Annotated in this window: 23 protein-coding genes; 11 read left to right on the top strand and 12 right to left on the bottom strand. The window is 67.6% G+C overall.

Going from position 1 to position 24,464, the window contains the following annotated elements; translation table 11 throughout:
- Positions 1 to 58 precede the first annotated feature (58 nt).
- Together FFS49_RS05125 and FFS49_RS05120 are read left to right on the top strand one after the other, a co-directional pair.
- Complete coding sequence (locus FFS49_RS05125) at positions 59 to 964, top strand: LysR family transcriptional regulator (protein WP_105818675.1); 906 nt, start codon at positions 59 to 61, stop codon at positions 962 to 964.
- Positions 965 to 1,123: 159 nt separating this feature from the next.
- The gene (locus FFS49_RS05120) at positions 1,124 to 1,558 is read left to right on the top strand and encodes a universal stress protein (RefSeq protein WP_031399397.1); all 435 of its coding nucleotides are present in this window, start codon (positions 1,124 to 1,126) and stop codon (positions 1,556 to 1,558) included.
- A 198-nt stretch (positions 1,559 to 1,756) separates the two neighbouring features.
- On the opposite strand, the gene aceA is transcribed toward FFS49_RS05120, so the two are convergent.
- The 3 genes from aceA to FFS49_RS05105 form a co-directional block, all read right to left on the bottom strand.
- Positions 1,757 to 3,064 carry an isocitrate lyase gene (gene aceA, locus FFS49_RS05115; RefSeq protein ID WP_105818674.1) on the bottom strand — a complete coding sequence of 436 codons (1,308 nt, stop codon included), beginning with the start codon at positions 3,062 to 3,064 and terminating at the stop codon, positions 1,757 to 1,759.
- Between the two features lie 409 nt (positions 3,065 to 3,473).
- Positions 3,474 to 5,024 (bottom strand): DEAD/DEAH box helicase, encoded by a 1,551-nt coding sequence (locus tag FFS49_RS05110; RefSeq protein ID WP_071334690.1) that lies wholly within the window; start codon positions 5,022 to 5,024, stop codon positions 3,474 to 3,476.
- A gap of 358 nt (positions 5,025 to 5,382) precedes the next feature.
- A complete protein-coding gene (locus FFS49_RS05105) occupies positions 5,383 to 5,652 on the bottom strand; it encodes an acyl-CoA-binding protein (RefSeq protein WP_011352486.1) in 270 nt (89 codons plus the stop codon).
- Positions 5,653 to 5,800: 148 nt separating this feature from the next.
- Here FFS49_RS05105 and tsaB point away from each other — a divergent pair, with 148 nt between their 5' ends.
- Genes tsaB through FFS49_RS05085 form a run of 4 tightly spaced genes read left to right on the top strand, consistent with a single transcriptional unit; the run spans position 5,801 to position 9,042 of the window.
- Complete coding sequence (gene tsaB / locus FFS49_RS05100; protein WP_071334689.1) at positions 5,801 to 6,568, top strand: tRNA (adenosine(37)-N6)-threonylcarbamoyltransferase complex dimerization subunit type 1 TsaB; 768 nt, start codon at positions 5,801 to 5,803, stop codon at positions 6,566 to 6,568.
- Positions 6,565 to 7,065, top strand: a complete 501-nt coding sequence (gene rimI, locus FFS49_RS05095) for a ribosomal protein S18-alanine N-acetyltransferase (protein WP_039342644.1) — start codon at positions 6,565 to 6,567, stop codon at positions 7,063 to 7,065. Before tsaB ends, rimI begins: the two co-directional genes overlap by 4 nt.
- Positions 7,052 to 8,080, top strand: a complete 1,029-nt coding sequence (locus FFS49_RS05090) for a uracil-DNA glycosylase (RefSeq protein WP_105818673.1) — start codon at positions 7,052 to 7,054, stop codon at positions 8,078 to 8,080. The genes rimI and FFS49_RS05090 overlap by 14 nt, the downstream gene beginning before the upstream one ends.
- A complete protein-coding gene (locus FFS49_RS05085) occupies positions 8,077 to 9,042 on the top strand; it encodes a DUF1853 family protein (protein WP_105818672.1) in 966 nt (321 codons plus the stop codon). Before FFS49_RS05090 ends, FFS49_RS05085 begins: the two co-directional genes overlap by 4 nt.
- A gap of 18 nt (positions 9,043 to 9,060) precedes the next feature.
- Here the strand turns inward: FFS49_RS05085 and thiD are convergent, their stop codons facing one another.
- Both thiD and lplT read right to left on the bottom strand, forming a co-directional pair.
- Positions 9,061 to 9,870 carry a bifunctional hydroxymethylpyrimidine kinase/phosphomethylpyrimidine kinase gene (gene thiD / locus FFS49_RS05080; protein WP_105818671.1) on the bottom strand — a complete coding sequence of 270 codons (810 nt, stop codon included), beginning with the start codon at positions 9,868 to 9,870 and terminating at the stop codon, positions 9,061 to 9,063.
- Positions 9,871 to 9,928: 58 nt separating this feature from the next.
- Positions 9,929 to 11,236: a lysophospholipid transporter LplT gene (gene lplT, locus FFS49_RS05075; RefSeq protein WP_039342658.1), complete on the bottom strand. Its 1,308-nt coding sequence runs from the start codon at positions 11,234 to 11,236 to the stop codon at positions 9,929 to 9,931.
- 218 nt (positions 11,237 to 11,454) lie between these two features.
- Between lplT and alr the strand changes: the two genes are divergently transcribed.
- The 3 genes from alr to FFS49_RS05060 all read left to right on the top strand — a co-directional run bounded on the left by alr (position 11,455) and on the right by FFS49_RS05060 (position 14,326).
- Positions 11,455 to 12,525, top strand: a complete 1,071-nt coding sequence (alr, locus tag FFS49_RS05070) for an alanine racemase (protein WP_039342660.1) — start codon at positions 11,455 to 11,457, stop codon at positions 12,523 to 12,525.
- 11 nt (positions 12,526 to 12,536) lie between these two features.
- Entirely contained in the window at positions 12,537 to 13,913 is a 1,377-nt protein-coding gene (gene radA / locus FFS49_RS05065; RefSeq protein ID WP_039342661.1) for a DNA repair protein RadA, read from the top strand.
- Positions 13,914 to 14,059: 146 nt separating this feature from the next.
- Entirely contained in the window at positions 14,060 to 14,326 is a 267-nt protein-coding gene (locus FFS49_RS05060) for a DUF2866 domain-containing protein (protein ID WP_039342663.1), read from the top strand.
- Positions 14,327 to 14,521: 195 nt separating this feature from the next.
- Here FFS49_RS05060 and FFS49_RS05055 read toward each other — a convergent pair whose 3' ends face one another.
- The gene (locus FFS49_RS05055; RefSeq protein ID WP_071334685.1) at positions 14,522 to 16,453 is read right to left on the bottom strand and encodes an ATP-binding cassette domain-containing protein; all 1,932 of its coding nucleotides are present in this window, start codon (positions 16,451 to 16,453) and stop codon (positions 14,522 to 14,524) included.
- 136 nt (positions 16,454 to 16,589) lie between these two features.
- Here FFS49_RS05055 and FFS49_RS05050 point away from each other — a divergent pair, with 136 nt between their 5' ends.
- Positions 16,590 to 17,069, top strand: a complete 480-nt coding sequence (locus tag FFS49_RS05050; protein WP_047850708.1) for a glutathione peroxidase — start codon at positions 16,590 to 16,592, stop codon at positions 17,067 to 17,069.
- A 60-nt stretch (positions 17,070 to 17,129) separates the two neighbouring features.
- Here the strand turns inward: FFS49_RS05050 and cls are convergent, their stop codons facing one another.
- From cls to dapC, 6 genes are all read right to left on the bottom strand, one after another.
- A complete protein-coding gene (cls, locus tag FFS49_RS05045) occupies positions 17,130 to 18,569 on the bottom strand; it encodes a cardiolipin synthase (RefSeq protein WP_105818670.1) in 1,440 nt (479 codons plus the stop codon).
- Between the two features lie 108 nt (positions 18,570 to 18,677).
- Positions 18,678 to 19,586 (bottom strand): 50S ribosomal protein L3 N(5)-glutamine methyltransferase, encoded by a 909-nt coding sequence (gene prmB, locus FFS49_RS05040; protein ID WP_039342673.1) that lies wholly within the window; start codon positions 19,584 to 19,586, stop codon positions 18,678 to 18,680.
- An 11-nt stretch (positions 19,587 to 19,597) separates the two neighbouring features.
- Positions 19,598 to 20,737 carry a succinyl-diaminopimelate desuccinylase gene (gene dapE, locus FFS49_RS05035; RefSeq protein WP_105818669.1) on the bottom strand — a complete coding sequence of 380 codons (1,140 nt, stop codon included), beginning with the start codon at positions 20,735 to 20,737 and terminating at the stop codon, positions 19,598 to 19,600.
- A 90-nt stretch (positions 20,738 to 20,827) separates the two neighbouring features.
- On the bottom strand, positions 20,828 to 21,196 hold the full coding sequence (locus tag FFS49_RS05030) for an ArsC family reductase (protein WP_039342680.1): 369 nt from the start codon (positions 21,194 to 21,196) through the stop codon (positions 20,828 to 20,830).
- Positions 21,196 to 22,023 (bottom strand): 2,3,4,5-tetrahydropyridine-2,6-dicarboxylate N-succinyltransferase, encoded by an 828-nt coding sequence (gene dapD, locus FFS49_RS05025; protein ID WP_006478479.1) that lies wholly within the window; start codon positions 22,021 to 22,023, stop codon positions 21,196 to 21,198. The genes FFS49_RS05030 and dapD overlap by 1 nt, the downstream gene beginning before the upstream one ends.
- Before the next feature lie 43 nt (positions 22,024 to 22,066).
- Positions 22,067 to 23,299 carry a succinyldiaminopimelate transaminase gene (gene dapC / locus FFS49_RS05020; protein ID WP_105818668.1) on the bottom strand — a complete coding sequence of 411 codons (1,233 nt, stop codon included), beginning with the start codon at positions 23,297 to 23,299 and terminating at the stop codon, positions 22,067 to 22,069.
- A 159-nt stretch (positions 23,300 to 23,458) separates the two neighbouring features.
- Here dapC and FFS49_RS05015 point away from each other — a divergent pair, with 159 nt between their 5' ends.
- Positions 23,459 to 24,400, top strand: a complete 942-nt coding sequence (locus tag FFS49_RS05015; protein WP_039342693.1) for a DMT family transporter — start codon at positions 23,459 to 23,461, stop codon at positions 24,398 to 24,400.
- The last annotated feature ends 64 nt before the right edge of the window (positions 24,401 to 24,464 follow it).

The raw sequence follows: 24,464 nt of genomic DNA, 5'->3' as shown, positions 1-24,464 counted from the left end.
TACCTAATCTTGAGCGGTTTAAGCTATTTGAAGGGCGGCCGCGCCGCTCCTGCGAGTCATGGACCGGTTCAAGCAGATCGAAACGTTCGCCGCGGTCGCGGCGAAGGGCAGCCTGTCGGCGGCCGCGCACGCGGAAGGGGTCGCGCCGGCGATCATCGGCCGTCGCCTCGACGCGCTCGAGGAGCGGCTCGGCGTCAAGCTGCTGGTGCGCACGACGCGCAAGCTCACGCTGACGTTCGAGGGTTCGGCGTTTCTCGAGGATTGCCAGCGCGTGATCAACGACATGCAGAACGCGGAGGCGAGCGTGTCCGCCGGCGGCGTCAAGGCGAGCGGTCACCTGCGCATCTCCGCGCCGGCCGGCTTCGGCCGGCGGCACGTCGCGCCGCTCGTGCCCGAATTCAGCGGCGGGCATCCGGATGTATCGGTCACGCTCGACCTGTCCGACCGGATGGTCGACCTCGTCAACGAGGGGTTCGACTGCGCGGTGCGGCTCGGCGAGCTGCCCGACTCGTCGCTCGTGTCGCTGAAGCTCGGCGAGAATCGCCGCGTGTGTGTCGCTTCGCCCGCGTATCTGTCCCGGCGCGGCACGCCGGCCACGCTCGCCGATCTGGCGCGGCACAACTGCCTCGCGCTCGCGGCAAACGCGAACCAGCAACGCGGCTGGGCGTTCCAGGAGGACGGCAAGGTCGTGTCGATCCGCGTGAGCGGCACGATGGAATGCTCGGACGGCGCGGTGCTGCACGAGTGGTGCCTCGAGGGCCACGGGCTCGCGTGGCGCTCGTGGTGGGAGGTCGGCGACGACATCGCGGCCGGCCGGCTCGTCAGCGTGCTCGACGCATTTGCGGCCCCGCCGATCGGCATTCACGCGGTGTTTCCGCAACGCCGGCATCTGCCGTTGCGCGTGCGGCTGTTTCTCGATTACCTGAAACACACGTACGAGCGGCCCGGATATTGGGGCGAGTAGGCCGCGCGGGCCCGCGCGTTTCCGATATGAGGGCGAACCCGCTGCGCGGCCCGACCGCGTGCTTTCACGTCCTACAATCGAAACAGGCATGCCCCACGCAACGCAGCCGGACTGCCCGGAAGCGCGGCGCGCGGAGTGCGATTGACGAAGGAGGGCGCGATGTTCAGGCACATCCTCGTTCCAACCGACGGTTCCGAACTGTCGCAGAAGGCGATCGACGGCGCGATCGACCTGGCGCGTGCGGTCGGTGCGCGGGTCACGGCCTACGCGTGCCTGCCGCAGTATCCGTACTCGCCGTTTTCCGAAGTGATCATCGAGCCGCCCGCCGATTTCCGGGCGCGCAGCGAGCGCGAGGCACGCGCGCATCTCGACGAGGTCGAATCGGCTGCGAAGGCGGCCGGCGTCGATTGCGACACCTGGACGAGCGTGCATCCGTCGCCGTATCTCGGCATCATCGAGGCGGCCGAACGCGGCGGCTGCGACGTGATCTTCATGGCGTCGCACGGACGCCGCGGGCTCGGCAGCTTGCTGATCGGCAGCGAGACGCAGCGCGTGCTGACCCATACGAAAATTCCGGTGATCGTGTATCGATAGGGCGGCGCCCTGGAAAAGGGCGCGCCGGACGGAGCCGGCGCGCGTCGTTGCTGGCGGCCCGCAAGCCGCGCGGCCGGTCGCGCGATCGGGATCGCGCGCCTGCCGTCTCCTCCCTGATTGTTGTTCGGTGGCCGATGCCCGCCGTCGCGAGACGAGGGCCGGCATCGGCATGACGCGTGGCGCGTCGTGCTTTTCTGCTTACGCGACCTTCTTGCCGTCGAAGAACTGCTCGTCTTCGGTCGAGCCGTGCAATGCGGTGGTCGATGCTTCGCGCTCGACCGTCTGCGTCACCGCGTCGAAGTAGCCTGTGCCGACTTCGCGCTGGTGCTTGACGGCCGTGAAGCCCTTGTCCGCTGCCGCGAACTCGGCCTGCTGCAGTTCGACGAACGCGCTCATCTGCGTGCGGGCATAGCCGTGTGCGAGGTTGAACATCGAGTAGTTCAGCGCATGGAAGCCGGCCAGCGTGATGAACTGGAACTTGTAGCCCATCGCGCCGAGTTCCTTCTGGAACTTCGCGATCGTCGCGTCGTCGAGGTTTTTCTTCCAGTTGAACGACGGCGAGCAGTTGTACGACAGCAGCTTGCCCGGGAACTGCTTGTGGATCGCTTCCGCGAACTTCTTCGCGTACTCGAGATCCGGCTTGCCCGTTTCGCACCAGACCAGGTCGGCGTACGGCGCGTAGGCGAGACCGCGCGAGATCGCCTGCTCGATGCCCGGCTTCGTGCGGAAGAAGCCTTCCACCGTGCGCTCGCCCGTCAGGAACGGCTTGTCGTTGTCGTCGACGTCGGACGTGATCAGGTCGGCCGCTTCCGCGTCGGTGCGGGCGACCAGCACGGTCGACGTGCCCATCACGTCGGCCGCGAGACGCGCCGCCGACAGCTTCGCGACAGCCTCACGCGTCGGCACGAGCACCTTGCCGCCCATGTGGCCGCACTTCTTCACCGAAGCGAGCTGGTCCTCGAAGTGGACGCCCGACGCGCCGGCTTCGATCATCGCCTTCATCAGCTCGAATGCGTTCAGTACGCCGCCGAAACCGGCTTCCGCATCGGCGACGATCGGTGCGAAGAAATCGATATAGCCTTCGTCGCCCGGGTTCTTGCCTTCCGACCACTGGATCTGGTCGGCGCGCGTCAGCGTGTTGTTGATGCGCTTCACGACGAGCGGCACCGAGTTTGCCGGGTACAGCGACTGGTCCGGGTACATTTCGCCCGCGACGTTCGCGTCGCCGGCCACTTGCCAGCCGGACAGGTAGATCGCCTTCAGGCCGGCCTTCACCTGCTGCATCGCCTGGTTGCCGGTCAGTGCGCCGAGTGCGTTGACGAACGGCTCGTTGTTGACGAGGCTCCACAGCTTTTCCGCGCCGCGCTTGGCGAGCGTGTGCTCGATCGGGATCGAACCACGCAGGCGGACCACGTCCTCAGCCGAGTAGCTGCGCTTGATGCCCTTCCAGCGCGGATCGGATTCCCATTGCTGCTGCAGTTCCTGTGCCTGTTGCTGACGCGACATGATGAGCTCCTTGATGCGGTGCGATGCCTGATGGATTGACGCTGACCGTGTTGAGGCTGTTACCGAAACCGAAGCCGTGCGTTCCGGTTCGTGAGGTCTTGTATAAGAGTCTAGGCAAATCGACTGAAGCGGGACAGGGGCTTTTCGGGGAGTGGTATAAATTTTTAGTTGTTTTAAATCAATATCTTGAAATTTAAATTTCGGGATAAGAAATGCGGTTTTCCATCCCGCAATCGCCCGGGTTGTGCCACGCAGCATGATTTTTTACGACACAAAAAAATTTTCCGCATCGTGAAATGTGGGGCGGGGCGAAAAAAAACCGGCGCAGATGCGCCGGTTGGCAGGATGGGCAGTGCGGTGATCCGCGGGTCTGCCCTCCGTGGGGCGGCCGCTGGCCGCCCCTGCGTACTTACGACGCGGAGTTGCTGCGACGCGGGCCGCCACTGCGTTGGCCGTCGCGACGCGGGCCGCCGTCACGGCTGCCGCCCGGCTTGCCGCTCCAGCCGCCGCCATTGCCGCCGCCGTAGCTGCGGCCGTTGCCGTTACCGTTGCCGCCGTAGCCGCCGCCCGGCTTGCCGCCGAAACGACGACCGCCGTTACCGCCGCCCGGACGGCCGCGGCCGCCGGTGCCGCCGTTGCGCGGGGGCGCCTTGCGCGGCTCGAAGCCTTCGATCACGTTGACCGGCAGCGGCGAGCGCACGAAACGCTCGATGCGCTTGAGCGCGCCTTGTTCGGCGTGGTGCACGAGGCTCACCGCCGTGCCCGAACGGCCTGCCCGGCCCGTACGGCCGATACGGTGCACGTAGTCTTCCGCGAACTTCGGCAGGTCGTAGTTGAACACGTGTGTGATGCCCGGGATGTCGATGCCGCGTGCCGCGACGTCGGTGGCCACCAGCACGCGCACGCGGCGCTCGCGCAGCGCACGGATCGTGCGGTTACGCGCGCCCTGCGGCAGGTCGCCGTGCAGTGCGGCCGATTCGAAGCCAGCGTCGGCGAGACGGCCGGCGAGCTGGTCGGCGTCGATCTTGGTCGCCGTGAAGATGATCGCCTGGTCGAGCGCGTCGTCGCGCAGCAGGTGATCGAGCAGGCGATCCTTGTGGTCGCGGTCGTCGACGTAGTGCACGGTCTGCGCGATGTTCGCGCGCGACTCGAGGCGCTGCTGGATCTCGATCCGTTCCGGATCCTTCAGCAGGCGGCTCGTCAGCGAACCGATCTTGCCGTCGAGCGTGGCCGAGAACAGCATCGTCTGGCGCGATTCCGGCGTGGCGGCGACGATCGTCTCGATGTCTTCGATGAAGCCCATGTCGAGCATGCGGTCGGCTTCGTCGAGCACGAGCATCTTCAGCTCGGACAGGTCGATACGGCCGCGCTCGAGGTGGTCGAGCAGACGGCCCGGCGTGGCGACCAGGATTTCCGGGTTCTTCGCGAGCAGCATCAGCTGCTGGCCGTAGGCGACGCCGCCGAGGATGCTGACCGTGCGCAGGCGCTTCAGGTGCTTGCCGTACGTCGATGCGGCCGTGGTGACCTGCATCGCGAGTTCACGGGTCGGCGTCAGCACGAGCAGGCCCGGGCGCGCGACGGGTTGCGGGCGGCGCGCACGGCGGTCGCCCTGGTTCGGTTCACGCGGCGCGCGCGGTTGCTGCGCCTGCGTCTTCTGGAGCTGCGCGAAACGTTCGATCGCGGGCAGCATGAATGCAGCGGTCTTGCCCGAACCGGTCGGGCTCGAGACCAGCAGGTCACGGCCGGCGATGCCGGCCGGAATCGCGCGCTGCTGGACCGGCGTCGGCTTCACGTAGCCGGCGGCCTGCAGCGCGGAGACGATCTCCGGCGACAACCCGAGCGACGCGAAGCTCGGCTCGTCCGACGCCGGTTCGACCGCGGCCGGTGCGGCGGCGTCGTCGAGACCGAGCGCCTGGTCGGCGATCGCGTTGAGCGGGCTGGAGTTGATGCTCGAAGTCATAACAATCCTTGAAACACAGTGGGTGAAACGTCGGCGCCAATCGCGCATACCCAAGTCGTCGGATTCAGCGAGCAAATCGGGAAACGGGTGCAATCCGCCGAACCTTCGGCGGATGAGGCATTAGAAGCTGTTTTGGGTGCGGCGCGCTTCTGGAGCGAGGCCGCCAGCCTAGTTGACGACCGCAAGGGTCGAAGCAGGAGGGGACAGGTTCTAAACCGGATTGGAGCTTAACGCTACGAGGCGTCAGGCCGGAACGGCTTGCAAGCCGAGCGCGGAAGATGACGCAGGCAGCATTATAAAGAGATTTGCTGCGCTGCGCCACTGATTTGATTGCCTATTGCGGCAGGGGGCGATTCGGTCAGGAAGCCGTGCCGTTCTTCAGCGATTCGACGAGTTCGATGTACTGCTGCTTCGCCGCATCCTGCGACGTGCCCTTCAGCGCATCCCAGGCGTCGTACTTGTATTTGCCGACGATGTCGGTGAAGCCCGGCTTGTCGCCATGAGCGTCGCCGTCGGTCGCCTGCTTGAAGAGGGCGTACAGGCGCAGCAGGGTCAGGTTGCCCGGACGTTCCGTCAGTTGCTTGACGTCGATCTGGGCCTGGTCGAATTGGGCGGTGAGTTCGCTCATCGGGTGTCTCCGTAAGGGTTTCAGGTCGGGCGATCTTAACAAGCGGACCGCCGCGCGGGGTCGAGCGATCCTTCCAAACCGACACCCGGTGCAGCGCACACGCACGGATCGGGCCCGATTGCCCGTGGGAGCGGGGCGCCGCATTACAATGTCGCCCATGACGCAAACAGTGCTCCTCGCCATCGATACGTCGACCGAATACTGCTCGGTCGCGCTGCTGCGCTCGGCCCACGCCGATGACGCCGTTTCCACCCCGCAAACCTGGGTCCGCCACGAGCTGACGGGCGCCGTGTCGAGCACGCGCGTGCTGCCGGCCATCCAGGAGCTTTTCGCCGAATCGGGGCTGACGCTCGCCGATTGCGACGCGATCGCGTTCGGTTCGGGCCCCGGCTCGTTCACGGGCCTGCGCACCGCGACGGGCATTACCCAGGGCCTCGCGTTCGGACGCGGGCTGCCGGTCGTGCCGATCGGCACGCTGCTCGCGTGCGCCGAGCACGCGCGGCTGCGCGCACCCGGCACGACCCGCGTGCTGGCCGCGCTGGATGCGCGGATGGACGAAGCCTACTGGGCGGATTTCGCGTGGGACGACAGCACCGGCGACTGGCACACGGTGCATCCGGCTTCGCTGGATGCACCGTGTGCCGTCGGCGTGCCCGATGCGCCGTTCACGCTCGCGGGCAATGCGGCTGCCGCGTTCGGCGCGCAGTTGCCGGCTGCGGCGCGCGCGGCCGTGATCGACGCCGACGCGATGCCGCACGCGCTGGCAGTTGCCCATGCCGCCGTGCGTGCTTTCCGCGCCGGCCGCGCGGTGCCCGCCGATCAGGCCGCGCCGGAGTACGTGCGCGACAAGGTCGCGCAGACCACCGCCGAGCGCGTCGCGGCACGGGCCGCGCAGACGGGCGGAGCGAAGGGATGACGGGCGTACTGCTGAGCGACCGCTATCTGGCGCCGATGACGGATGCCGATCTCGACGAGGTCGTCGCGATCGAGCAGGTCGCGTACGAATTCCCGTGGAGCCGCGGCAATTTCGAGGATTCGTTGCGCAACGGCTATCTGGGCGTGTGCCTGCGGCACGTGACGGGCTCGTTGATCGGCTATTGCGTGCTGATGCCCGTGGTCGACGAGATGCACCTGCTGAACCTGTGCGTCGCGCCGGCTGCGCAGTGCGCGGGTGCCGGCCTGGCGCTGCTGCGCGAGGCCGTGCGCATTTCGCGCGCGGAAGGGCTCGACGGCGTGCTGCTCGAGGTACGGCCGTCCAATTCGCGCGCGATCCATCTGTACGAGCGTTTCGGCTTCTTGACGATCGGCCGGCGCAAGAACTATTACCCGGCGAAGCATCGCAGCCGGGAGGACGCGATCGTGATGCGTCTGACGCTGAACAAGGACGAAGGGGACGCGCATGGCATGGGCTGAAGCGGCGCTCGAGGAAATGGGCCTCGCGCAGATCTGGGTGCGGCGCGGGCAACGCGCGGATGAGGGCGCGGCAACCGAAGCGCCCGCCGCAGCGCAAACCGGCACGGTGGAAGCCGCCGTACCGGCCGTCGCGACCGAGCGACCAGCGCGCGCCGCGCGTACGCCGGTGCGGGACGAGGCGCCGCCGGCAGTGGCGAGTAGCGTCGATGCTTCGCCGACTCGCGAGCCGGTCGCCCCGGCGCGGCGCGTCGACGATGGCGATCGCGGCGCGCCTGCACCGGCTACGCCGGTCGCATCGCCCGACACGATGCCGCCGATGGACGACATGCCGCCTGCCGGACCCGACGATTTCGCGTGGTTCGATGCGGCGCCGCCGGGCGATCCCGTGCCGATGGCCGAATCGCGGCCGGTCGGACCGCCGGTTGCCGCACTCGACTGGGATGCGCTGGCCGCGCGCGTGGCCGACTGCACGCAGTGCCGGCTGTGCGAGAAGCGGACCAACACCGTGTTCGGCGTCGGCGACCGCGAAGCGGACTGGATGCTGATCGGCGAAGCGCCGGGCGAGAACGAGGACAAGCAGGGCGAGCCGTTCGTCGGCCAGGCCGGCAAGCTGCTCGACAACATGCTGCAGTCGCTGTCGCTCCAGCGCGGCGACAACGTGTACATCGCGAACGTGATCAAGTGCCGGCCGCCCGGCAACCGCAATCCGGAGCCGGACGAAGTCGCGAGCTGCGAGCCGTATCTGCAGCGCCAGGTCGCGCTCGTGAAGCCGAAGCTGATCGTCGCGCTCGGCCGCTTCGCCGCGCAGACGCTGCTGAAGACGGATGCGAGCATTGCGTCGCTGCGCGGCCGCGTGCATGCGTACGAAGGCGTGCCGGTGATCGTGACCTACCACCCGGCGTACCTGTTGCGCAGCCTGCAGGACAAGTCGAAGGCGTGGGCCGACCTGTGCCTCGCGCGCGACACGTTCCGGCGTGCGGAAGGCGGCGACGCGAACGGGCCGGCCGGGCAATGACGAGCGGCGCGGCGTTCGCATTCGTCGATACGCTGCACGACGTCGCGGTTCGGGATCTCGGCTGGCTGCTGGCCAGCCCGAGCCTGCTGACCGCGGTGCCGGATGCGCCGCTGGCGCGCCCGTGGCCAGATGCGGCGGGACAGTCGGCCGTCGAAGCATGGCTCGCTGCACTCGATGCGCGGCCCGAGCCGCTGCATCGCGCGCTCGACGGCTTCCGGCCCACCCGGCTCGGCCGCTACGCCGAATGCCTGCTCGAGTACTTCCTGACGCACGGGCCGTCGCTGCGGCTCGTCGCGGCCAATCTGCCGCTGCGCAGCAACGGCAAGACGCTCGGCGAAGTCGATTTTCTCGTCGATGCACCGGATGGGCGGCGCCTGCACTGGGAGCTCGCGGTGAAGTGCTACCTGTGCGCGCCGGTGCAAGCCGGCGCATCGCTTGCCGATTTCGTCGGCCCCAACCTCGTCGACCGGTTCGACCGCAAGCGCACCCGGTTGCTCGAGCACCAACTGCGGCTCGGCGATCGCGACGGGTTTGCGCGGCTCGGCTACGGCGCGCCGTCGGATGCGCAGATGTTCATCAAGGGCTGGTTGTTCTATCCGTACGGCGCGCCGCTGCCGCCGGTGTCCGAGGAAATCGCTCCGGATCACCCGCACGGCTTTTGGATCACGCACGCGCAGTGGCCGGCCTGGGCGGCCGCCCAGCGTGCCGGCGTCGCGTGGAGCGTGTTGCCGCGCCTTGCATGGCTAGCGCCGCGATGGGTTGCCGCCGATAGCGGATTCGAACCCGAAACGCTGGCGGCCACGCTGGAACTGCCGTCGGTGTTGACGGCTCGCGAGGCTCCCGCGCTGATCGGTATCCATGAAAAGGGCAGTGACGGCACGTGGCGCGAAACGGCGCGCGGCTTCGTCGTGCCGGATGACTGGCCGGTACGCGCCCAGGCGTTCGCGGCGCAGGATCGCTGACGCCGCGTCAGCCGGCGCTCACCACCAGCGATGAAAGTGATGGACGGGGCCGACTCCGTGGCCGACGTCGAGGTGGCCGCTCGCGGCGATTGCGCCGGTCAGGTAGGTCTTGGCTTCGCGCACCGCGCTTTCGAGGTCGGGCTGCTGCGGCAGCAGCGCGGCGATCGCCGACGACAACGTACAGCCCGTGCCGTGCGTGTTGCTGACCGGCACGCGCGCGCCGTCGAGCCGCACGGTGCGCGTCGCTTCGACGAGCCAGTCGGGGCTCGCGGATGCGTCGGGCAGGTGGCCGCCTTTCATCAGCACGGCGCGCGCCCCCGTCTGCAGCAATGCCTGGCCTTGCCTGACCATGTCGTCTTCGGTGGCTGCGGGCACATCGTTCAGCAGCGCAGCCGCTTCGGGCAGGTTCGGCGTCACGACCGTCGCGAGCGGCAGGAGTGCCTCGCGCAACGCGTCGACGGCATCGGGTGCGAGCAGCGCATGCGCGCTCTTCGAGATCATCACCGTGTCGAGCACGACGAAGCGTGCCGCGTAGCGGCGCAGCGCGTCGGCGACCGCGTGCACGATCGCCGCATTCGCGAGCATCCCGATCTTGACCGCATCGATGCGGATATCGCTGAATACTGCGTCGAGTTGCGCGGTCACGAACGCCGCATCCAGCGCATGCACGCCCGTCACGCCGCACGTGTTCTGCGCGGTCAGCGCGGTGATCACGCTTGCGCCATACGCGCCGAGCGCGGAAAAGGTCTTCAGGTCGGCCTGGATGCCTGCGCCGCCGCCCGAATCGGAGCCGGCAATCGTCAGGATGTTGGGTATCGGGTGCGTCATGAGGGCAACGCGCCGGATCGAGGGCCGGCGCAGGCGGACGGAAACGGCAAGTGTAGCGTCAGTGCCGCGATTCGCCGATCAGCGCGACCGAGTCGAACTGACGCTGGTTTGCCTGGTGACGGCGCATCACGAGCCACATCGTCAGGCACACGAACGTGCCGAACAGCACGATCACGACGCCGACCGGCACGTCGAGCCACACGAGCACCGCATACAGGCACAGCATCACGAGCACCGACAGGTTCTCGTTGAAGTTCTGCACCGCGATCGAGTGGCCGGCCGACAGCAGCACGTGGCCGCGATGCTGCAGCAGCGCATTCATCGGAACGACGAAGTAGCCGGACAGCGCACCGACGCACATCAGGAAGATGTACGCGATGATCAGGTACACGGGCATGCGCAGGTGGCCGAAGTGCACGGCCCAGTTCGACGGGAACAGGTCGCGCGTGTAGAACGCCATCAGCATCACCGCGATGCCCATGATGATGCCGACGGGCAGCACGGTCAGCGATTTCTTCAACGGGATTCGGGCGGCGGCGGCGATTGCGCCGGCCGCGACGCCGACCGCGACCACGGCCTGCAGGATCGCGCCTTCCGACAGCGACATGCCGAGCGACACTTCAGCCCACTTCAGCACGATGAACTGCAGCGTCGCGCCCGCGCCCCAGAACAATGTCGTGACTGCCAGCGAGATCTGGCCGAGCTTGTCGCGCCACAGCACCATGAAGCAGTCGGCGAAATCGGTGAGGAGCTTGACCGGGCCGCGTTCCTGCTTCGGGTAGCGGGCGCCGGTATCCGGAATACGCAGGTTGAACAGCGCGGCGATCACGTAGATCGCCATGATGATCGCCATCGCCGCTTCGGCGGGCGTGCCGATCCAGGCGGGCGTGTGCGCGATCACGTGCGACGCGATGTGCGGACTGATCAGCGCACCGCCCAGCACGGTGCCGAGGATGATCGAGCTGACGGTCGTGCCTTCGATCCAGCCATTCGCGGCGACCAGCCGGTCGGCCGGCAGCAGCTCGGTGAGGATGCCGTATTTCGCGGGCGAGTAGGCCGCCGCGCCGAAGCCGACGATCCCGTACGCAATCAACGGGTGGGCGCCGAACAGCATGATCATGCAGCCGACGACCTTGATCGAGTTGGTGATGAACATCACGCGGCCCTTTGGGCGCGAATCCGCGAAGGCGCCGACATAGGCCGCCAGCACCACATAGGACAACACGAAGAACAGCTTCAGCAGCGGTGTCATCCAGTTGGGGGCGTGGAGGTCTTTCAGCAGGGCGATGGCGGCGATGAGGAGCGCATTGTCGGCCAGCGACGAGAAAAACTGCGCGGCCATGATGGTGTAAAAACCTTTTTTCATCTGATGCGATGCTTTCGTCGCTGCGGCAGGGCCGCGTAGGCCGCCTGGTATGCGATCGGCTTATTCCGTTCGAAATGGGTTGTGCGCACGGCTTTATAACATGAAAATACGCCAATTCGGACTAGCAAGATTCCCCGATCGTTCCGCAAATTGTCGGCTTCAGTGCTCAAAAGGCGCGGTAAGCTGATGATTCGCAAGCGTCTTTACGTAAATTTCCCATGCCGCGCCCGATCTCCGCCACCATCCATACCGCCGCTCTCGCGAACAATCTCTCCGTCGTCCGCCGCTTTGCCGGCCCGTCCAAGGTCTGGGCGGTCGTCAAGGCCAACGCGTACGGTCACGGTCTCGCGCGTGTGTTTCCCGGCCTGCGCGGCACTGACGGCTTCGGCCTGCTGGACCTCGACGAGGCCGTCAAGCTGCGCGAGCTCGGCTGGGCCGGCCCGATCCTGCTGCTCGAAGGGTTCTTCCGCTCGACCGACATCGACGTGATCGACCGCTATAGCCTGACGACGACCGTCCACAACGACGAGCAGATGCGGATGCTGGAAACGGCGCGGCTGTCGAAGCCCGTCAACGTGCAGCTCAAGATGAACAGCGGGATGAACCGGCTCGGCTACGTGCCGGAGAAATACCGTGCCGCGTGGGAGCGCGCCCGTGCGTGCCCCGGCATCGGCCAGATCACGTTGATGACCCATTTTTCGGATGCGGACAATGAGCGCGGCGTCGCCGAGCAGCTCGCGACGTTCGAGCGCGGTGCGGAAAGCATCGCCGGCGCGCGCAGCCTCGCGAACTCCGCGGCCGTGCTGTGGCATCCGGATACCCACTTCGACTGGGTGCGCCCGGGGATCATCCTGTACGGCGCGTCGCCGTCCGGGCTGTCGTCCGACATCGCCGATACCGGGCTGAAGCCCGCGATGACGCTCGCGTCCGAGCTGATCGCGGTGCAGACGATCGGGAAGGGCCAGGCCATCGGCTATGGCTCGACGTTCTCCGCGCAGGCGCCGATGCGGATCGGCGTGGTCGCGTGCGGTTACGCGGACGGCTATCCGCGGGTCGCGCCCGAAGGCACGCCCGTGATCGTCGACGGCATCCGCACGCGGATCGTCGGTCGCGTATCGATGGACATGATCACCGTCGACCTGACCCCGTGCCCGCAGGCCGGTGTCGGCGCGCGCGTCGAGCTGTGGGGGAACGCGCTGCCGATCGACGACGTCGCCCGCCATTGCGGCACGATCGGCTACGAGCTGATGTGCGCGGTCGCCGGCCGCGTGCCCGTGCGCGCGGAATAAGGGCGTCGCGCGTGGCCAAACAGAAAACCGTATACGTCTGCAGCGAGTGCGGCGGACAGACCCCGAAGTGGCAGGGCCAATGCCCGTCGTGCCAGGCCTGGAACACGCTGGTTGAATCGGTCGCCGAATCGCCCGCTGCCCATCGTTTCCAGTCGCTCGCGAAGCGGGCGCCCGTCCAGCGTCTCGTCGACATCGAAGCGGCCGACGTGCCGCGCTTCTCGACCGGCATCGGCGAATTCGACCGCGTGCTCGGCGGCGGGCTGGTCCCGGGCGGCGTCGTGCTGATCGGCGGCGATCCGGGCATCGGCAAGTCGACGCTGCTGCTGCAGTCGCTCGCGGACATCGCGAGCGCGCGGCGCGCGCTCTATATCAGCGGCGAGGAATCGGCCGCGCAGATCGCGTTGCGCGCGCAACGGCTTGCGCTGCTCGACGGCGGTGCGCCGGCGGATGAGCTGAAGCTGCTCGCCGAGATCCAGCTCGAGAAGATCCAGGCCGCGATCGACGCGGAACGGCCGGACGTGGCGGTGATCGACTCGATCCAGACCGTCTATTCGGAAGCGCTCACGTCGGCGCCGGGCTCGGTCGCGCAGGTGCGCGAGTGCGCGGCGCAGCTCACGCGTATCGCGAAGCAGTCGGGCACCGCGATCATCATGGTCGGGCACGTGACGAAGGAGGGCAACCTGGCCGGCCCGCGCGTGCTCGAGCACATCGTCGATACCGTGCTGTACTTCGAAGGCGACACGCATTCGTCGTTCCGGCTCGTGCGTGCGTTCAAGAACCGCTTCGGTGCGGTCAACGAACTCGGCGTGTTCGCGATGACCGAGCGCGGGCTGCGCGGCGTCGCGAATCCGTCCGCACTGTTCCTGTCGCAGCACGAGCAGGTCGTGCCCGGCTCGTGCGTGCTCGTCACGCAGGAAGGCACGCGTCCGCTGCTCGTCGAAATCCAGGCGCTCGTCGATACGGCGCACGTGCCGAACCCACGCCGGCTCGCGGTCGGCCTCGAGCAGAACCGGCTCGCGATGCTGCTCGCGGTGCTGCACCGGCACGCGGGCATCGCGGCCTTCGACCAGGACGTGTTCCTCAATGCCGTGGGCGGCGTGAAGATCACCGAGCCGGCCGCCGACCTCGCGGTGCTGCTGGCGATCCATTCGTCGATGCGCAACAAGGCGCTGCCGAAGGGGCTGATCGTGTTCGGCGAAGTCGGGCTGGCGGGCGAGATCCGGCCGTCGCCGCGCGGGCAGGAACGGCTGCGCGAGGCGGCGAAGCTCGGTTTCACGTCCGCGCTGATTCCGAAGGCGAACGCGCCGAAGCAGCCGATCGAAGGGTTGAACGTGATGGCCGTCGATCGGCTCGAACAGGCGATCGACCGCGTGCGCGATCTCGAGTGACCGGCCCGGCAGGCGTCCGGGCCATGGGCGCGGGCGATCTGTCGCGTAATTCACTGTAAAGAAAATGTAGGGTCATGTAACCCGCCGGACATCGCTTTTCCCTATCCTTTGCCGGATTGTCGAACCGCGCAATGCGAAGGGAACCTATGTTGAAATCGTACGGGGAAGCGCCGAGCGGACGCCTTTACAACCTGCGTGGCTGCCGCGTGTCGGAGCCGATTCGCCAGCCCTGGGGCGGCGGATGCCGGATCGTCGAATGGATCGACGACGAGGGGCGCCTGGCGCGCAAGGTCGTGTCCGAAGATGTGACGGAAGCGGAAGTCGCTGCCGCGATCCGGCGGCCGACCGAAGGGCGCAGGCACCTGATGGGCGACGACGAGCAGATGCCGCGCGACACGTTGCCGCGACGCTGAGCCGGCCGGCGCGGCGAATCGGGTGGCTGCGGCAATGAATGAGCAGGCCGGGCCGGTGCGCCCGGCCTTGTCGTATCCGGGCCCGCCGAGGGCTGGATGGTCGGTCGAGGCGCTGCGATGCCCCCCAAGGGCGGCGGGGAGCCAGCCGGCACGGCGGGCCGGCTGGCGTATCGGCCGGCCGCGCCGCGACGGCGGTCAGCCGATCTGCTCGAGCTCTTCCTGCGCGGCGAGCCAGTCGGCCTCGACTGTTTCGAGACGCGTGTTGACGTCCCCGAGCTTGCGGATCGCGTCGGTCAGTTCCGTCTTGCGCTCGGCTTCGTAGCTCGCCGGATCGGCGACGAATGCGTCGAGGCGCGCCTTCTCCGCGTGCAGCGTCTCCATTTCCTTTTCGAGCTTCGTGATGCGCGTCTGCAGCGGCTTCTTCAGCACCGACAGGCGCTGCCGTTCCTCGGCGGCCTGACGCTTCTGGTCCCGGCGGTTGGCCCCGGCACCCGCGCCCGATGAAGCCGCGCTGTCGGCCTTCGCGGCGGCGCGCTGCTCGGCCGCGTGCTGCAGCAGCCAGTCGCGGTAGTCGTCGAGGTCGCCGTCGAACGGCTGCAGCCGGTGCTTCGCGACCAGCATGAACTGGTCGGTCGTCGCGCGCAGCAGGTGACGGTCGTGCGAGACGAGGATCAGCGTGCCTTCGAACTGCGCGAGCGCCATCGTCAGCGCATGGCGCGTTTCGAGGTCGAGGTGGTTGGTCGGTTCGTCGAGCAGCAGCAGGTTCGGCTTCTGCCAGATGATCAGCGCGAGCGCGAGGCGTGCCTTTTCACCGCCCGAAAACGGCCCGACCGGGGTGGTCGCCATGTCGCCCGAGAAGTTGAAGCCGCCGAGGAAGTCGCGCAGTTCCTGTTCGCGCGTGTCGGGCGCGAGCCGCGCCAGGTGCGCGAGCGGCGAATCGTCCTCGCGCAGCGTTTCGAGCTGGTGCTGCGCGAAATAGCCGATCGTCAGCCCCTTGCCGTCGCGGACATGCCCCGACAGCGGCGCAAGCGTGCCGGCCAGCGTCTTGATCAGCGTCGACTTGCCCTGGCCGTTCGCGCCGAGCAGGCCGATGCGCTGGCCGTTCTGGATCGACAGCGCGACGCGCTCGACGATCGGAATTTCCGCTCCGCCGTCGGCGTGATAACCGCAGCGGACGTCTTCCATCACCATCATCGGATTCGGCGCGGCATCGGGCGTGCGGAATTCGAACGTGAACGGCGATGCGATGTGCGCGGGCGCGATCAGCTCCATCTTCTCGAGCGCCTTCATCCGGCTCTGCGCCTGCTTGGCCTTGGTCGCCTTGGCCTTGAAGCGGTCGACGAAGCTCTGCAGGTGCTCGATCGTCTTCTGCTGCTTTTCGTAGGCGCTTTGCTGCAGCGCCAGTTGCTGCGCGCGCAGCACTTCGAACTGCGAGTAGTTGCCGCCATAGCGCTTCACCTGGCGGTTTTCCAGATGCAGCGTGACGTTGCAGATCGAATCGAGGAATTCGCGGTCGTGCGAAATCACGACGAGCGTGCCGGGGTAGCGGTGCAGCCAGTCTTCGAGCCAGACGATCGCGTCGAGGTCGAGGTGGTTCGTCGGTTCGTCGAGCAGCAGCAGGTCGGAGCGGCACATCAGCGCCTGCGCGAGATTCAGGCGCATGCGCCAGCCGCCGGAGAAGCTGGCGACGGATTCGCGCGTCTGTGCGAGCGTGAAGCCGAGGCCGAGCAGCAGCGCCTCGGCGCGGGCAGGCGCGGTGTAGCCGTCGGCGTCGGCGAACGCCGCGTGCGCGTCGGCTTCGGCAGCGCCGTCATGCGCGGCGGACGCGGCGGCGATGCGGGCCTCGATCTCGCGCAGCGCGGCGTCGCCGTCGAGCGTGTAGTCGAGCGCCGAGCGGTCGACCGCGGGCGTTTCCTGCGACACATGGGCGATCCGCCACGACGGCGGCATCGAGAAATCGCCGCCGTCCGAGTGCAGCTCGCCGCGCAGGACCGAGAACAGGGTCGACTTGCCGGCGCCGTTCGCGCCGATCAGGCCGGCTTTCTCGCCGGGATTGAGCACGAAGGAGGTCGACTCGAACAGCGGCTTGGTGCCGCGCGCAAGGCTGAACTGATTGAAACGGATCACGGCGGAAATGACTGGCCAAAACCGCTATTCTAGACTGCGCGCCGCTCGCGCCGGGCATTGGCCGTTCGGCGGATGTCGCAACGGGGCAATTTCGCCTAGACTCCACGTCGATCCGGTTTCGTAAAAGGAGTGCCCGATGTCCACCCTGTATTCGTTCAGCGCAGAGACGCTTGCCGGCGCGCCGGCCTCGCTCGACGCGTATCGCGGCAAGGTGCTGCTGATCGTCAACACCGCGAGCGAGTGTGGTTTCACGCCGCAGTACGCGGGCCTCCAGAAGCTGTACGACCAGTACGCGGCGCGCGGCTTCTATGTGCTCGGCTTCCCGTGCAACCAGTTCGGCAAGCAGGAGCCCGGCGACGCCACGCAGATCGGTGCGTTCTGCGAGCGCAACTACGGCGTCACGTTCCCGATGTTCGCGAAGATCGACGTGAAGGGCGACCATGCGCATCCGCTGTACCGCTACCTGACCGACGAGGCGCCCGGCATTCTGGGCCTCAAGGCGATCAAGTGGAATTTCACGAAATTCCTGGTCGATCGTGAAGGGCGCATCGTCAAGCGCTATGCGCCGTCGACCAAACCGGAAGAAATCGCCGCGGATATCGACAAGCTGCTCTGACGCCGGCCGGCGGCGTTCACCGCGCCGGTGCGGATCGCACGGGCGCCGCCACCTCGGCCGTTAGAGGATCGGTGCGAACAGCCGTGCGACGTGCATCGCGATGCGCCGCCAGGCGGGCGACCGGCGGTATTCGTTCGCATCGACCTCGTACGCCTGCGCGAAATCGGCATCGAGCATCGTCTCGACTTCGTCGGCGAACGTGCGGTCGACGGTCAGCACCATGATCTCGAAATTGAGGCGGAACGAGCGATTGTCCAGATTCGCGCTGCCGATCGCCGCCGCGATGCGGTCGATCAGCACGACCTTCTGGTGCAGGAAGCCGGGCCGGTAGCGGAACACCTTGACGCCCGCATCGACCAGGTCGCGCGCGTACAGCTTCGACGCTTCGAATACCACGTAGTGATCGCGCCGGCTCGGGATCAGGATGCGCACGTCGACGCCGCGCATCACGGCGAGCTTCAGTGCGGAAATCACGGCTTCGTCGGGGACGAGGTACGGCGTGGTGATCCAGACCCGCTCGCGCGCGGCGTTGATCGCCTCGACGAAGAACAGCGAGCCCGTCTCCTGCTTGTCGGCAGGCCCCATCGGCACCGCGAGGCAATGCATGCTGTCGCCGGGCTGCGCGGGCGGCGGCAACGCGAGCGGCGGCAGCTTCTGCGTGGCCCAGTGCCAGTCTTCGGCGAACACGTACTGGATGCTCGCGACCACCGGGCCGCGGATCTCGATGTGCGTGTCGCGCCACGGCGACAGGCGCGGCTTCGCGCCGAGATACTCGACGCCGACGTTGTGGCCGCCGACGAACGCGCAATTGCCGTCGACGACGACGATCTTGCGGTGGTTGCGGAAGTTGAGCTGGAAGCGGTTGACGAACTTCCGGTTGGTTGCGAACGGGTGAACCTCGACGCCGCCCCGGCGCAACGTGTCGACGTAGCTGTGCGGCAGGTCGAAGCTGCCGATGCTGTCGTACAGCAGGCAGCAGCGCACGCCGGCGGCCGCGCGCGCGAGCAGCGAGTCGCGCAGCATCCGGCCGAGCGCATCGTCGCGCACGATGAAGAACTGCACCACCACGTAGTCACGCGCGGCGTCGATAGCCGCCAGGATTGCCGAGAACGTCGCATCGCCGTTCACGAGCGTGCGCACCGAATTGCCGCCGAGGAACGGCATGCCGCCGAGCCGCGTGAGCGCGAGCACCGCGGCCTGGCCGATCGCGTCGGCGGCCGGCCCGTCGGTGGCGTCGGTCGCGAGCCAGGGCGAGCGCGGTGTGTGCATGCGCAACATTTCCAGCTCGTGGCGCCGGGCGTCGACGTAGCCGGAGAACTTGCTGCGGCCGAGGAACAGGTACGGAATGAGCGTCAGGTACGGCATGGCCGCGAGCGAGACGGCCCACGCGATCGCGCCTTGCGACGTGCGCGTGTTCATGATTGCGTGGAACGCCGCAACAATCCCGAGCACGTGGATGGTCAGGATCAGGGTGCCGAGGTGTAGCCAGTCGAGGGTCATGGGCGCGTGACGGACTCCTGAAGTCGCGCGGCCGGGCGGCCGCCTACGCGCATCTTACCCAACCGTGCGGCGCAACGGTGCACCGCACGGTGGGCGAGCCGGAAAGGCTCAGGCCTTGCGGGGCAGGTCCGACGCCTGGATCAGGAACACGGCGTCGTCGCCCGCGCTGGTGGGCAGCCACGTGAGTTCGAGGCCGCCGAACGCGGCTTCGACGTTTTCGCGCTCGTTGCCGATCTCGACGACGAGCACGCCGTCGTCGTGCAGCCAGCGATGGGCCTCGGCGACGATACGTCGCACGATGTCCATCCCGTCATCGCCACCCGCGAGCGCCATCTCCGGCTCGTGCCGATACTCGGGCGGCAGCGCGGCCATCGACGATGCGTTCACGTACGGCGGGTTCGTCAGGATCACGTCATAGCGCGAGCCCGGATCGGTGCGGAACGCGGGCAGCGGCGCGTAGAGGTCGCCGCGGTGCAGCCCGATACGGTCTTCGAGGCCGTAGTCGCGCACGTTGATCTCGGCGACTTCGAGCGCCTTGTCGGACAGGTCGACCGCGTCGATCTCGGCGTTCGGGAACGCGCTCGCCGCGAGGATCGCGAGGCAGCCGGAGCCCGTGCACAGCTCGAGCACCGCGCCGACCTGCTCGGGATCGGCGACGTACGGCTGCAACCCGTCGTCGAGCAGCTCGCCGATGAACGAGCGCGGCACGATCACGCGTTCGTCGACGTAGAAGCGGTGGCCATGCATCCACGCTTCATGCGTGAGGTACGCGGCCGGCACGCGGTCGGTCGCGCGCCGTTCGATCACGGCGAGCACGGCCGCGATTTCGTCGGGCAGCAACCGCGCGTCGAGGAACGGCTCGAGCGTGTCGAGCGGCAGGTCGAGCGTGCGCAGCACGAGGTAGGCCGCTTCGTCGTATGCATTGTCGGAGCCGTGGCCGAACGCGAGCTTGGCCTTCGAGAAGCGCGTGACCGCGTAGCGCAGCAGGTCGCGAACTGTGGCAAAAGGTGTCGTCATGCGAGGCTCCATCAGGCGATCAGTTGTTCGAGCACGCGACGATACACGTTCTTCAGCGGGTCGACGAAGCGCACTTCGATGTGCTCGTCGATCTTGTGGATGCTGCCGTTCGGCGGGCCGAACTCGATGACCTGCGGGCAGATGCGCGCGATGAAACGGCCGTCCGACGTGCCGCCCGTGGTCGACAGTTCGGTCGTGATGCCGGTCTCGGTGCGGATCGCGTTTTCCAGCGCGCCCGACAGCTCGCCGCGCGGCGTGAGGAACGGCAGGCCGCTCACCGACCATTTCAGCGTGTATTCGAGGCCATGCTTGTCGAGGATCGCGTGCACGCGTGCCTGCAGGCCCTCGACCGTGCTGGCGGTCGAGAAGCGGAAGTTGAACAGCAGGTCGGCGTGGCCGGGGATCACGTTGGTCGCGCCGGTGCCGGCGTGCAGGTTCGACACCTGCCAGGTGGTCGGCGGGAAGTATTCGTTGCCTTCGTCCCACTGCTCGGCGGCAAGCTCGGCGAGCGCCGGCGCGAGCAGGTGGATCGGGTTCTTCGCGAGGTGCGGATACGCGATGTGGCCCTGCACGCCCTTGACGACCAGTTCGCCCGACATCGAGCCGCGACGGCCGTTCTTCACGACATCGCCGAGCTCGGTGGTCGACGTCGGCTCGCCGACGATGCAGTAGTCCATGCGTTCGCCGCGCGCTTCGAGCAGCTCGACGACCTTCACGGTGCCGTCGGTGGCGGGGCCTTCCTCGTCGCTCGTGATCAGGAACGCGATCGCGCCGCGGTGGCCGGGATGCGCTGCGACGAATTCCTCGGACGCGACGACGAACGCCGCGAGCGACGTCTTCATGTCGGCCGCGCCGCGGCCGTACAGCTTGCCGTCGCGATGGGCGGGGATGAACGGCGGCGAGCTCCACTGCTCGAGCGGGCCGGTCGGCACGACGTCGGTGTGGCCCGCGAACGCGAGCAGCTTGCCGTCGTGGCCGTCGGTGCCGCGCTTGACGGCCCACAGGTTGGTCACGCCGTGCGACGCGATGGTCTCGCATTCGAAGCCGAGCGCCGCGAGGCGCTCGGTCATGATCTGCTGGCAATGCTGGTCGTCTGGCGTCACGGACGCGCGGGCGATCAGCTGTTCGGTAAGGGCTAGGGTGGCGGACATGGTTCGGACCACTTTCGATAAAAAATGCCGGCGCGGTGGCCGGCAGCGACAAGACGTCGGGCTGCGCCGACAGGCGCAGCACGGGCAGCCCTATGCGGCAAACAGCGCCGCGTATTGATCGGCCACGAAGCCGAGCGATTTCACGCGGCCGTTGATCACCAGCACGGGGCGCTTGATGACCGACGGCTTGTGGATCATCAGCGCGACCGCGCCGGCCTTCGTTTCGGCGGCCGCCTTCATCGCGTCGTCCAGGCCGCGCCACGTCGTGCCGCGCTTGTTGACGAGCGCGTCGAGCGACACGTCCTTCAGCCAGTCCTCGACGAGCGGTGCGCTGACACCGAGCTTCTTGAAGTCGTGAAACTCGAATTCGACGCCGTGATCGTCGAGCCACACGCGGGCCTTCTTCACGGTGTCGCAGTTCGGAATGCCGTAGACGACCACGGTGTGCGGCTTCGCCATCAGTCGCCTCGCAGCAGCTCGTTCAGGCCGACTTTCGCGCGCGTCTTCGCGTCGACCTTCTTGACGATCACCGCGCAGTACAGGCTGTGCGAGCCATCCTTCGACGGCAGGTTGCCGGCGACGACGACCGAGCCGGCCGGGATGCGGCCGTAGCTGACTTCGCCCGTCTCGCGGTCGTAGATCTTGGTGCTCTGGCCGAGGTACACGCCCATCGAGATCACCGAGTTTTCCTCGACGATCACGCCTTCGACGACTTCCGAGCGTGCGCCGATGAAGCAGTTGTCTTCGATGATGACCGGGTTCGCCTGCAGCGGCTCGAGCACGCCGCCGATGCCTACGCCGCCCGACAGGTGCACGTTCTTGCCGATCTGTGCGCAGGAGCCGACCGTTGCCCACGTGTCGACCATCGTGCCTTCGTCGACGTATGCGCCGATGTTGGTGTACGACGGCATCAGCACGACGTTCTTCGCGATGAACGAGCCGCGGCGCGCGATGGCCGGCGGAACGACGCGGAAGCCGCCCGCGGCGAAATCTTCAGCGGTGTAGTTCGCGAACTTCGACGGCACCTTGTCGTAGAACTGCGAGTAGCCGCCGGCGGGCATCGGCGCGTTGTCCTCCAGGCGGAACGACAGCAGCACGGCCTTCTTCAGCCACTGGTGCACGGTCCAGTTGCCGTCGATCTTCTCGGCCACGCGCAGCGCGCCTTTGTCGAGCTGCTCGATCGCGTGCGCGACGGCTTCGCGGACGTCGGCCGGTGCGGCCTTCGGCGACAGCTCGGCGCGGTTTTCCCAGGCGGTATCGATGATTTGCTGAAGTTGTTGCGACATGTTCGTTTTCGCAGGAGATGGATGGAATTGATCGGATGAACGATTACCGCGCGAGAGAACGGCAGAAATCGACGATGCGTTGCGCGCCCTCGACGCATTCGGGGGTGCCCGCGACGAGCGCGATCCGGATGAAATCGCGGCCCGGATTCGTGCCGTGCGCATCACGCGCCAGGTACGAGCCGGGCAGAACCGTCACATTATAGTCGGCGTACAGGCGGCGGGCGAACTCGGTGTCCGACAGGCCGGTGCGCGACACGTTGGCCCACAGATAGAACGCCGCGTCGGGCAGCTTCACGTCGATCACGTCGGCGAGCATCGGGGTGACGGTATTGAACTTCTGCAGGTACAGCGCGCGGTTCTCGCGCACATGCGCCTCGTCGTTCCACGCGGCGATGCTCGCGTGCTGCCAGACCGGCGAGAGCGCCGCGCCGTGATACGTGCGGTACAGCAGGAATTTCTTCAGCAGTGCCGCGTCGCCGGCGACGAAGCCCGAGCGCATGCCCGGCACGTTCGAGCGCTTCGACAGGCTCGACAGCATCACGAGCCGCTCGAAGCCGCGGCCGAGGCGGTGCGCGGCCTCGAGGCCGCCGAGCGGCGGCGCCGCTTCGTCGAAATAGATTTCCGAATAGCACTCGTCGGACGCGATCACGAAACCGTGGCGGTCGGACAGCGCGAACAACTCGCGCCAGTCGTCGAGGGTCAGCACGGCACCGGTCGGGTTGCCCGGCGAGCAGACGTACAGCAGTTGCGTGCGCGCCCAGACTTCGTCGGGCACGGACGCGTAGTCGCACGCGAAGTTGCGGGCCGGGTCGCTGTTCGCGAAATAGGGTTCGGCACCGGCGAGCAGCGCCGCGCCTTCGTAAATTTGATAGAAAGGATTCGGACAGAGTACGATCGCCTTCTCGCCCTGTTCGGTCGGGCGCGCGTCGATCACCGTCTGCGCAAGCGAGAACAGCGCCTCGCGCGACCCCGACACGGGCAGCACCTGCGTGGCCGGATCGATGGCCGGCAGCCCGTAGCGGCGCTCGAGCCAGTGCGCGATCGACGTGCGCAGCGCGTCCGAGCCGGCAGTGGCCGGGTACGACGCGAGACCGTCGAGCGCGGCCTCCACGGCGTCGCGGATCAGCGCCGGAGTCGCATGTTTGGGCTCGCCGATGCCGAAGCTGATCGGTTTGAGGGCGCCGGAGGGCGTCACGTCCTTGAACAGGGCGCGCAGCTTTTCGAAGGGATAGGGCTGGAGCGAGTCGAGTCGAGGGTTCACGGGCGAAGCGGCCATCGCGGCCGGTTGGAGCGAAAGAAGCGGCGGGCGCGCCGCGCGGCTGCGAACGGGCGCCGATGGCGCGCGGGTCGCAACGGACGATTATAGCGTGACGGAATGCGGTCACGGCCTGCCGGAACGGCGGCCGGGCCGGTCGAATAAAGGGTATTGAACCAAATGAACAACGCGGTACGCGGCAGCCTGCCGACGCTGGCCATCCTGATCGGCGCGTCGGTATGGGGCCTGATCTGGTATCCGCTGCGGATCCTGGCGTCGCTCGGCGTGACGGGCACGCTGGCGAGCGCGCTGACGAGCCTCGTCGCCTTTCTGTTCGTGATCGTTGCGCGACACCGCACGATCTCGACGCTGCGCTGGCACTGGGTGTTGCCCGGCATCGCGGTGACGGCCGGCGTGACGAACCTCGGGTTCGTATGGGGCACGATCCACGGCGAAGTGCTGCGCGTGATGCTGCTGTTCTACCTGACTCCCGCGTGGACCGCGATCTACGCGCACTTCCTGCTGCGCGAGCGGCTGACCTGGGCCGGCGCGGGGCTCGCGGCGCTGTCGATCGGCGGCGCGATGCTGATGCTGTGGTCGCCGGCGCTCGGCCTGCCGCTGCCGGCCACCCCGGCCGAATGGGCCGGGCTCGCGGCCGGGTTGAGCTTCGCGATGAGCAACGTGCTCGTGATCAAGGCGAGCCGCGAACTGCCGGAGATGCGCGCGGAGATGCGTACCGCGACGCTGTTCGGCGGCGCGGCCGTGTTCGGCGCGATCGCGTCGCTGTTCGAGGGGATACCGGCTGCGCCGGCGGGCGGCCACCTCGGCACGGCCGCGCTGATCATCGTCGCGATCGGCGTGACGATGGCGTCGAACAACCTGCTCGTGCAATACGGGCTGGCGCGCGTGCCGGCGAACCGTGCGTCGATCATCATGCTGTTCGAGATCGTGATCACCGCGCTGTCGGCATGGGTGTTCGCGAACGAGCTGCCGACCGCGCGCGAGTGGGCGGGCGGCGCGTGCATCGTGCTGGCGACGCTGCTGTCGAGTCGGGTCCATCGCGCCGCGCCGGCACCGGACAAACCCGGCGACGGTCGGGACGGCGCACGCGCGATGGTATGATGGAAGCCGTTTGCGGGGCCCAACGCTGTATGCGCGCGGCCCCGCTTTTGAATTCCGGGGCGCA

This window comes from Burkholderia sp. 4NA327C6 (assembly GCF_005502655.1).
Lineage (GTDB): Bacteria > Pseudomonadota > Gammaproteobacteria > Burkholderiales > Burkholderiaceae > Burkholderia > Burkholderia contaminans.
This window is presented reverse-complemented; position numbering and strand designations above follow the sequence as displayed.

What these genes read in the sequence shown, in the direction of transcription:
- FFS49_RS05030 (WP_039342680.1), bottom strand. Translation starts at nt 21,196, where the DNA reads ATGGCGAAGCCGCACACCGTGGTCGTCTACGGCATTCCGAACTGCGAC.
- FFS49_RS05105 (WP_011352486.1), bottom strand. Translation starts at nt 5,652, where the DNA reads ATGAGCGAACTCACCGCCCAATTCGACCAGGCCCAGATCGACGTCAAG.
- dapD (WP_006478479.1), bottom strand. Translation starts at nt 22,023, where the DNA reads ATGTCGCAACAACTTCAGCAAATCATCGATACCGCCTGGGAAAACCGC.
- FFS49_RS05120 (WP_031399397.1), top strand. Translation starts at nt 1,124, where the DNA reads ATGTTCAGGCACATCCTCGTTCCAACCGACGGTTCCGAACTGTCGCAG.
- thiD (WP_105818671.1), bottom strand. Translation starts at nt 9,870, where the DNA reads ATGACGCACCCGATACCCAACATCCTGACGATTGCCGGCTCCGATTCG.
- FFS49_RS05050 (WP_047850708.1), top strand. Translation starts at nt 16,590, where the DNA reads ATGTCCACCCTGTATTCGTTCAGCGCAGAGACGCTTGCCGGCGCGCCG.
- cls (WP_105818670.1), bottom strand. Translation starts at nt 18,569, where the DNA reads ATGACCCTCGACTGGCTACACCTCGGCACCCTGATCCTGACCATCCAC.
- aceA (WP_105818674.1), bottom strand. Translation starts at nt 3,064, where the DNA reads ATGTCGCGTCAGCAACAGGCACAGGAACTGCAGCAGCAATGGGAATCC.
- FFS49_RS05110 (WP_071334690.1), bottom strand. Translation starts at nt 5,024, where the DNA reads ATGACTTCGAGCATCAACTCCAGCCCGCTCAACGCGATCGCCGACCAG.
- FFS49_RS05060 (WP_039342663.1), top strand. Translation starts at nt 14,060, where the DNA reads ATGTTGAAATCGTACGGGGAAGCGCCGAGCGGACGCCTTTACAACCTG.
- lplT (WP_039342658.1), bottom strand. Translation starts at nt 11,236, where the DNA reads ATGAAAAAAGGTTTTTACACCATCATGGCCGCGCAGTTTTTCTCGTCG.
- dapE (WP_105818669.1), bottom strand. Translation starts at nt 20,737, where the DNA reads ATGTCCGCCACCCTAGCCCTTACCGAACAGCTGATCGCCCGCGCGTCC.
- dapC (WP_105818668.1), bottom strand. Translation starts at nt 23,299, where the DNA reads ATGGCCGCTTCGCCCGTGAACCCTCGACTCGACTCGCTCCAGCCCTAT.
- rimI (WP_039342644.1), top strand. Translation starts at nt 6,565, where the DNA reads ATGACGGGCGTACTGCTGAGCGACCGCTATCTGGCGCCGATGACGGAT.
- FFS49_RS05090 (WP_105818673.1), top strand. Translation starts at nt 7,052, where the DNA reads ATGGCATGGGCTGAAGCGGCGCTCGAGGAAATGGGCCTCGCGCAGATC.
- tsaB (WP_071334689.1), top strand. Translation starts at nt 5,801, where the DNA reads ATGTCGCCCATGACGCAAACAGTGCTCCTCGCCATCGATACGTCGACC.
- FFS49_RS05125 (WP_105818675.1), top strand. Translation starts at nt 59, where the DNA reads ATGGACCGGTTCAAGCAGATCGAAACGTTCGCCGCGGTCGCGGCGAAG.
- FFS49_RS05015 (WP_039342693.1), top strand. Translation starts at nt 23,459, where the DNA reads ATGAACAACGCGGTACGCGGCAGCCTGCCGACGCTGGCCATCCTGATC.
- alr (WP_039342660.1), top strand. Translation starts at nt 11,455, where the DNA reads ATGCCGCGCCCGATCTCCGCCACCATCCATACCGCCGCTCTCGCGAAC.
- prmB (WP_039342673.1), bottom strand. Translation starts at nt 19,586, where the DNA reads ATGACGACACCTTTTGCCACAGTTCGCGACCTGCTGCGCTACGCGGTC.
- FFS49_RS05085 (WP_105818672.1), top strand. Translation starts at nt 8,077, where the DNA reads ATGACGAGCGGCGCGGCGTTCGCATTCGTCGATACGCTGCACGACGTC.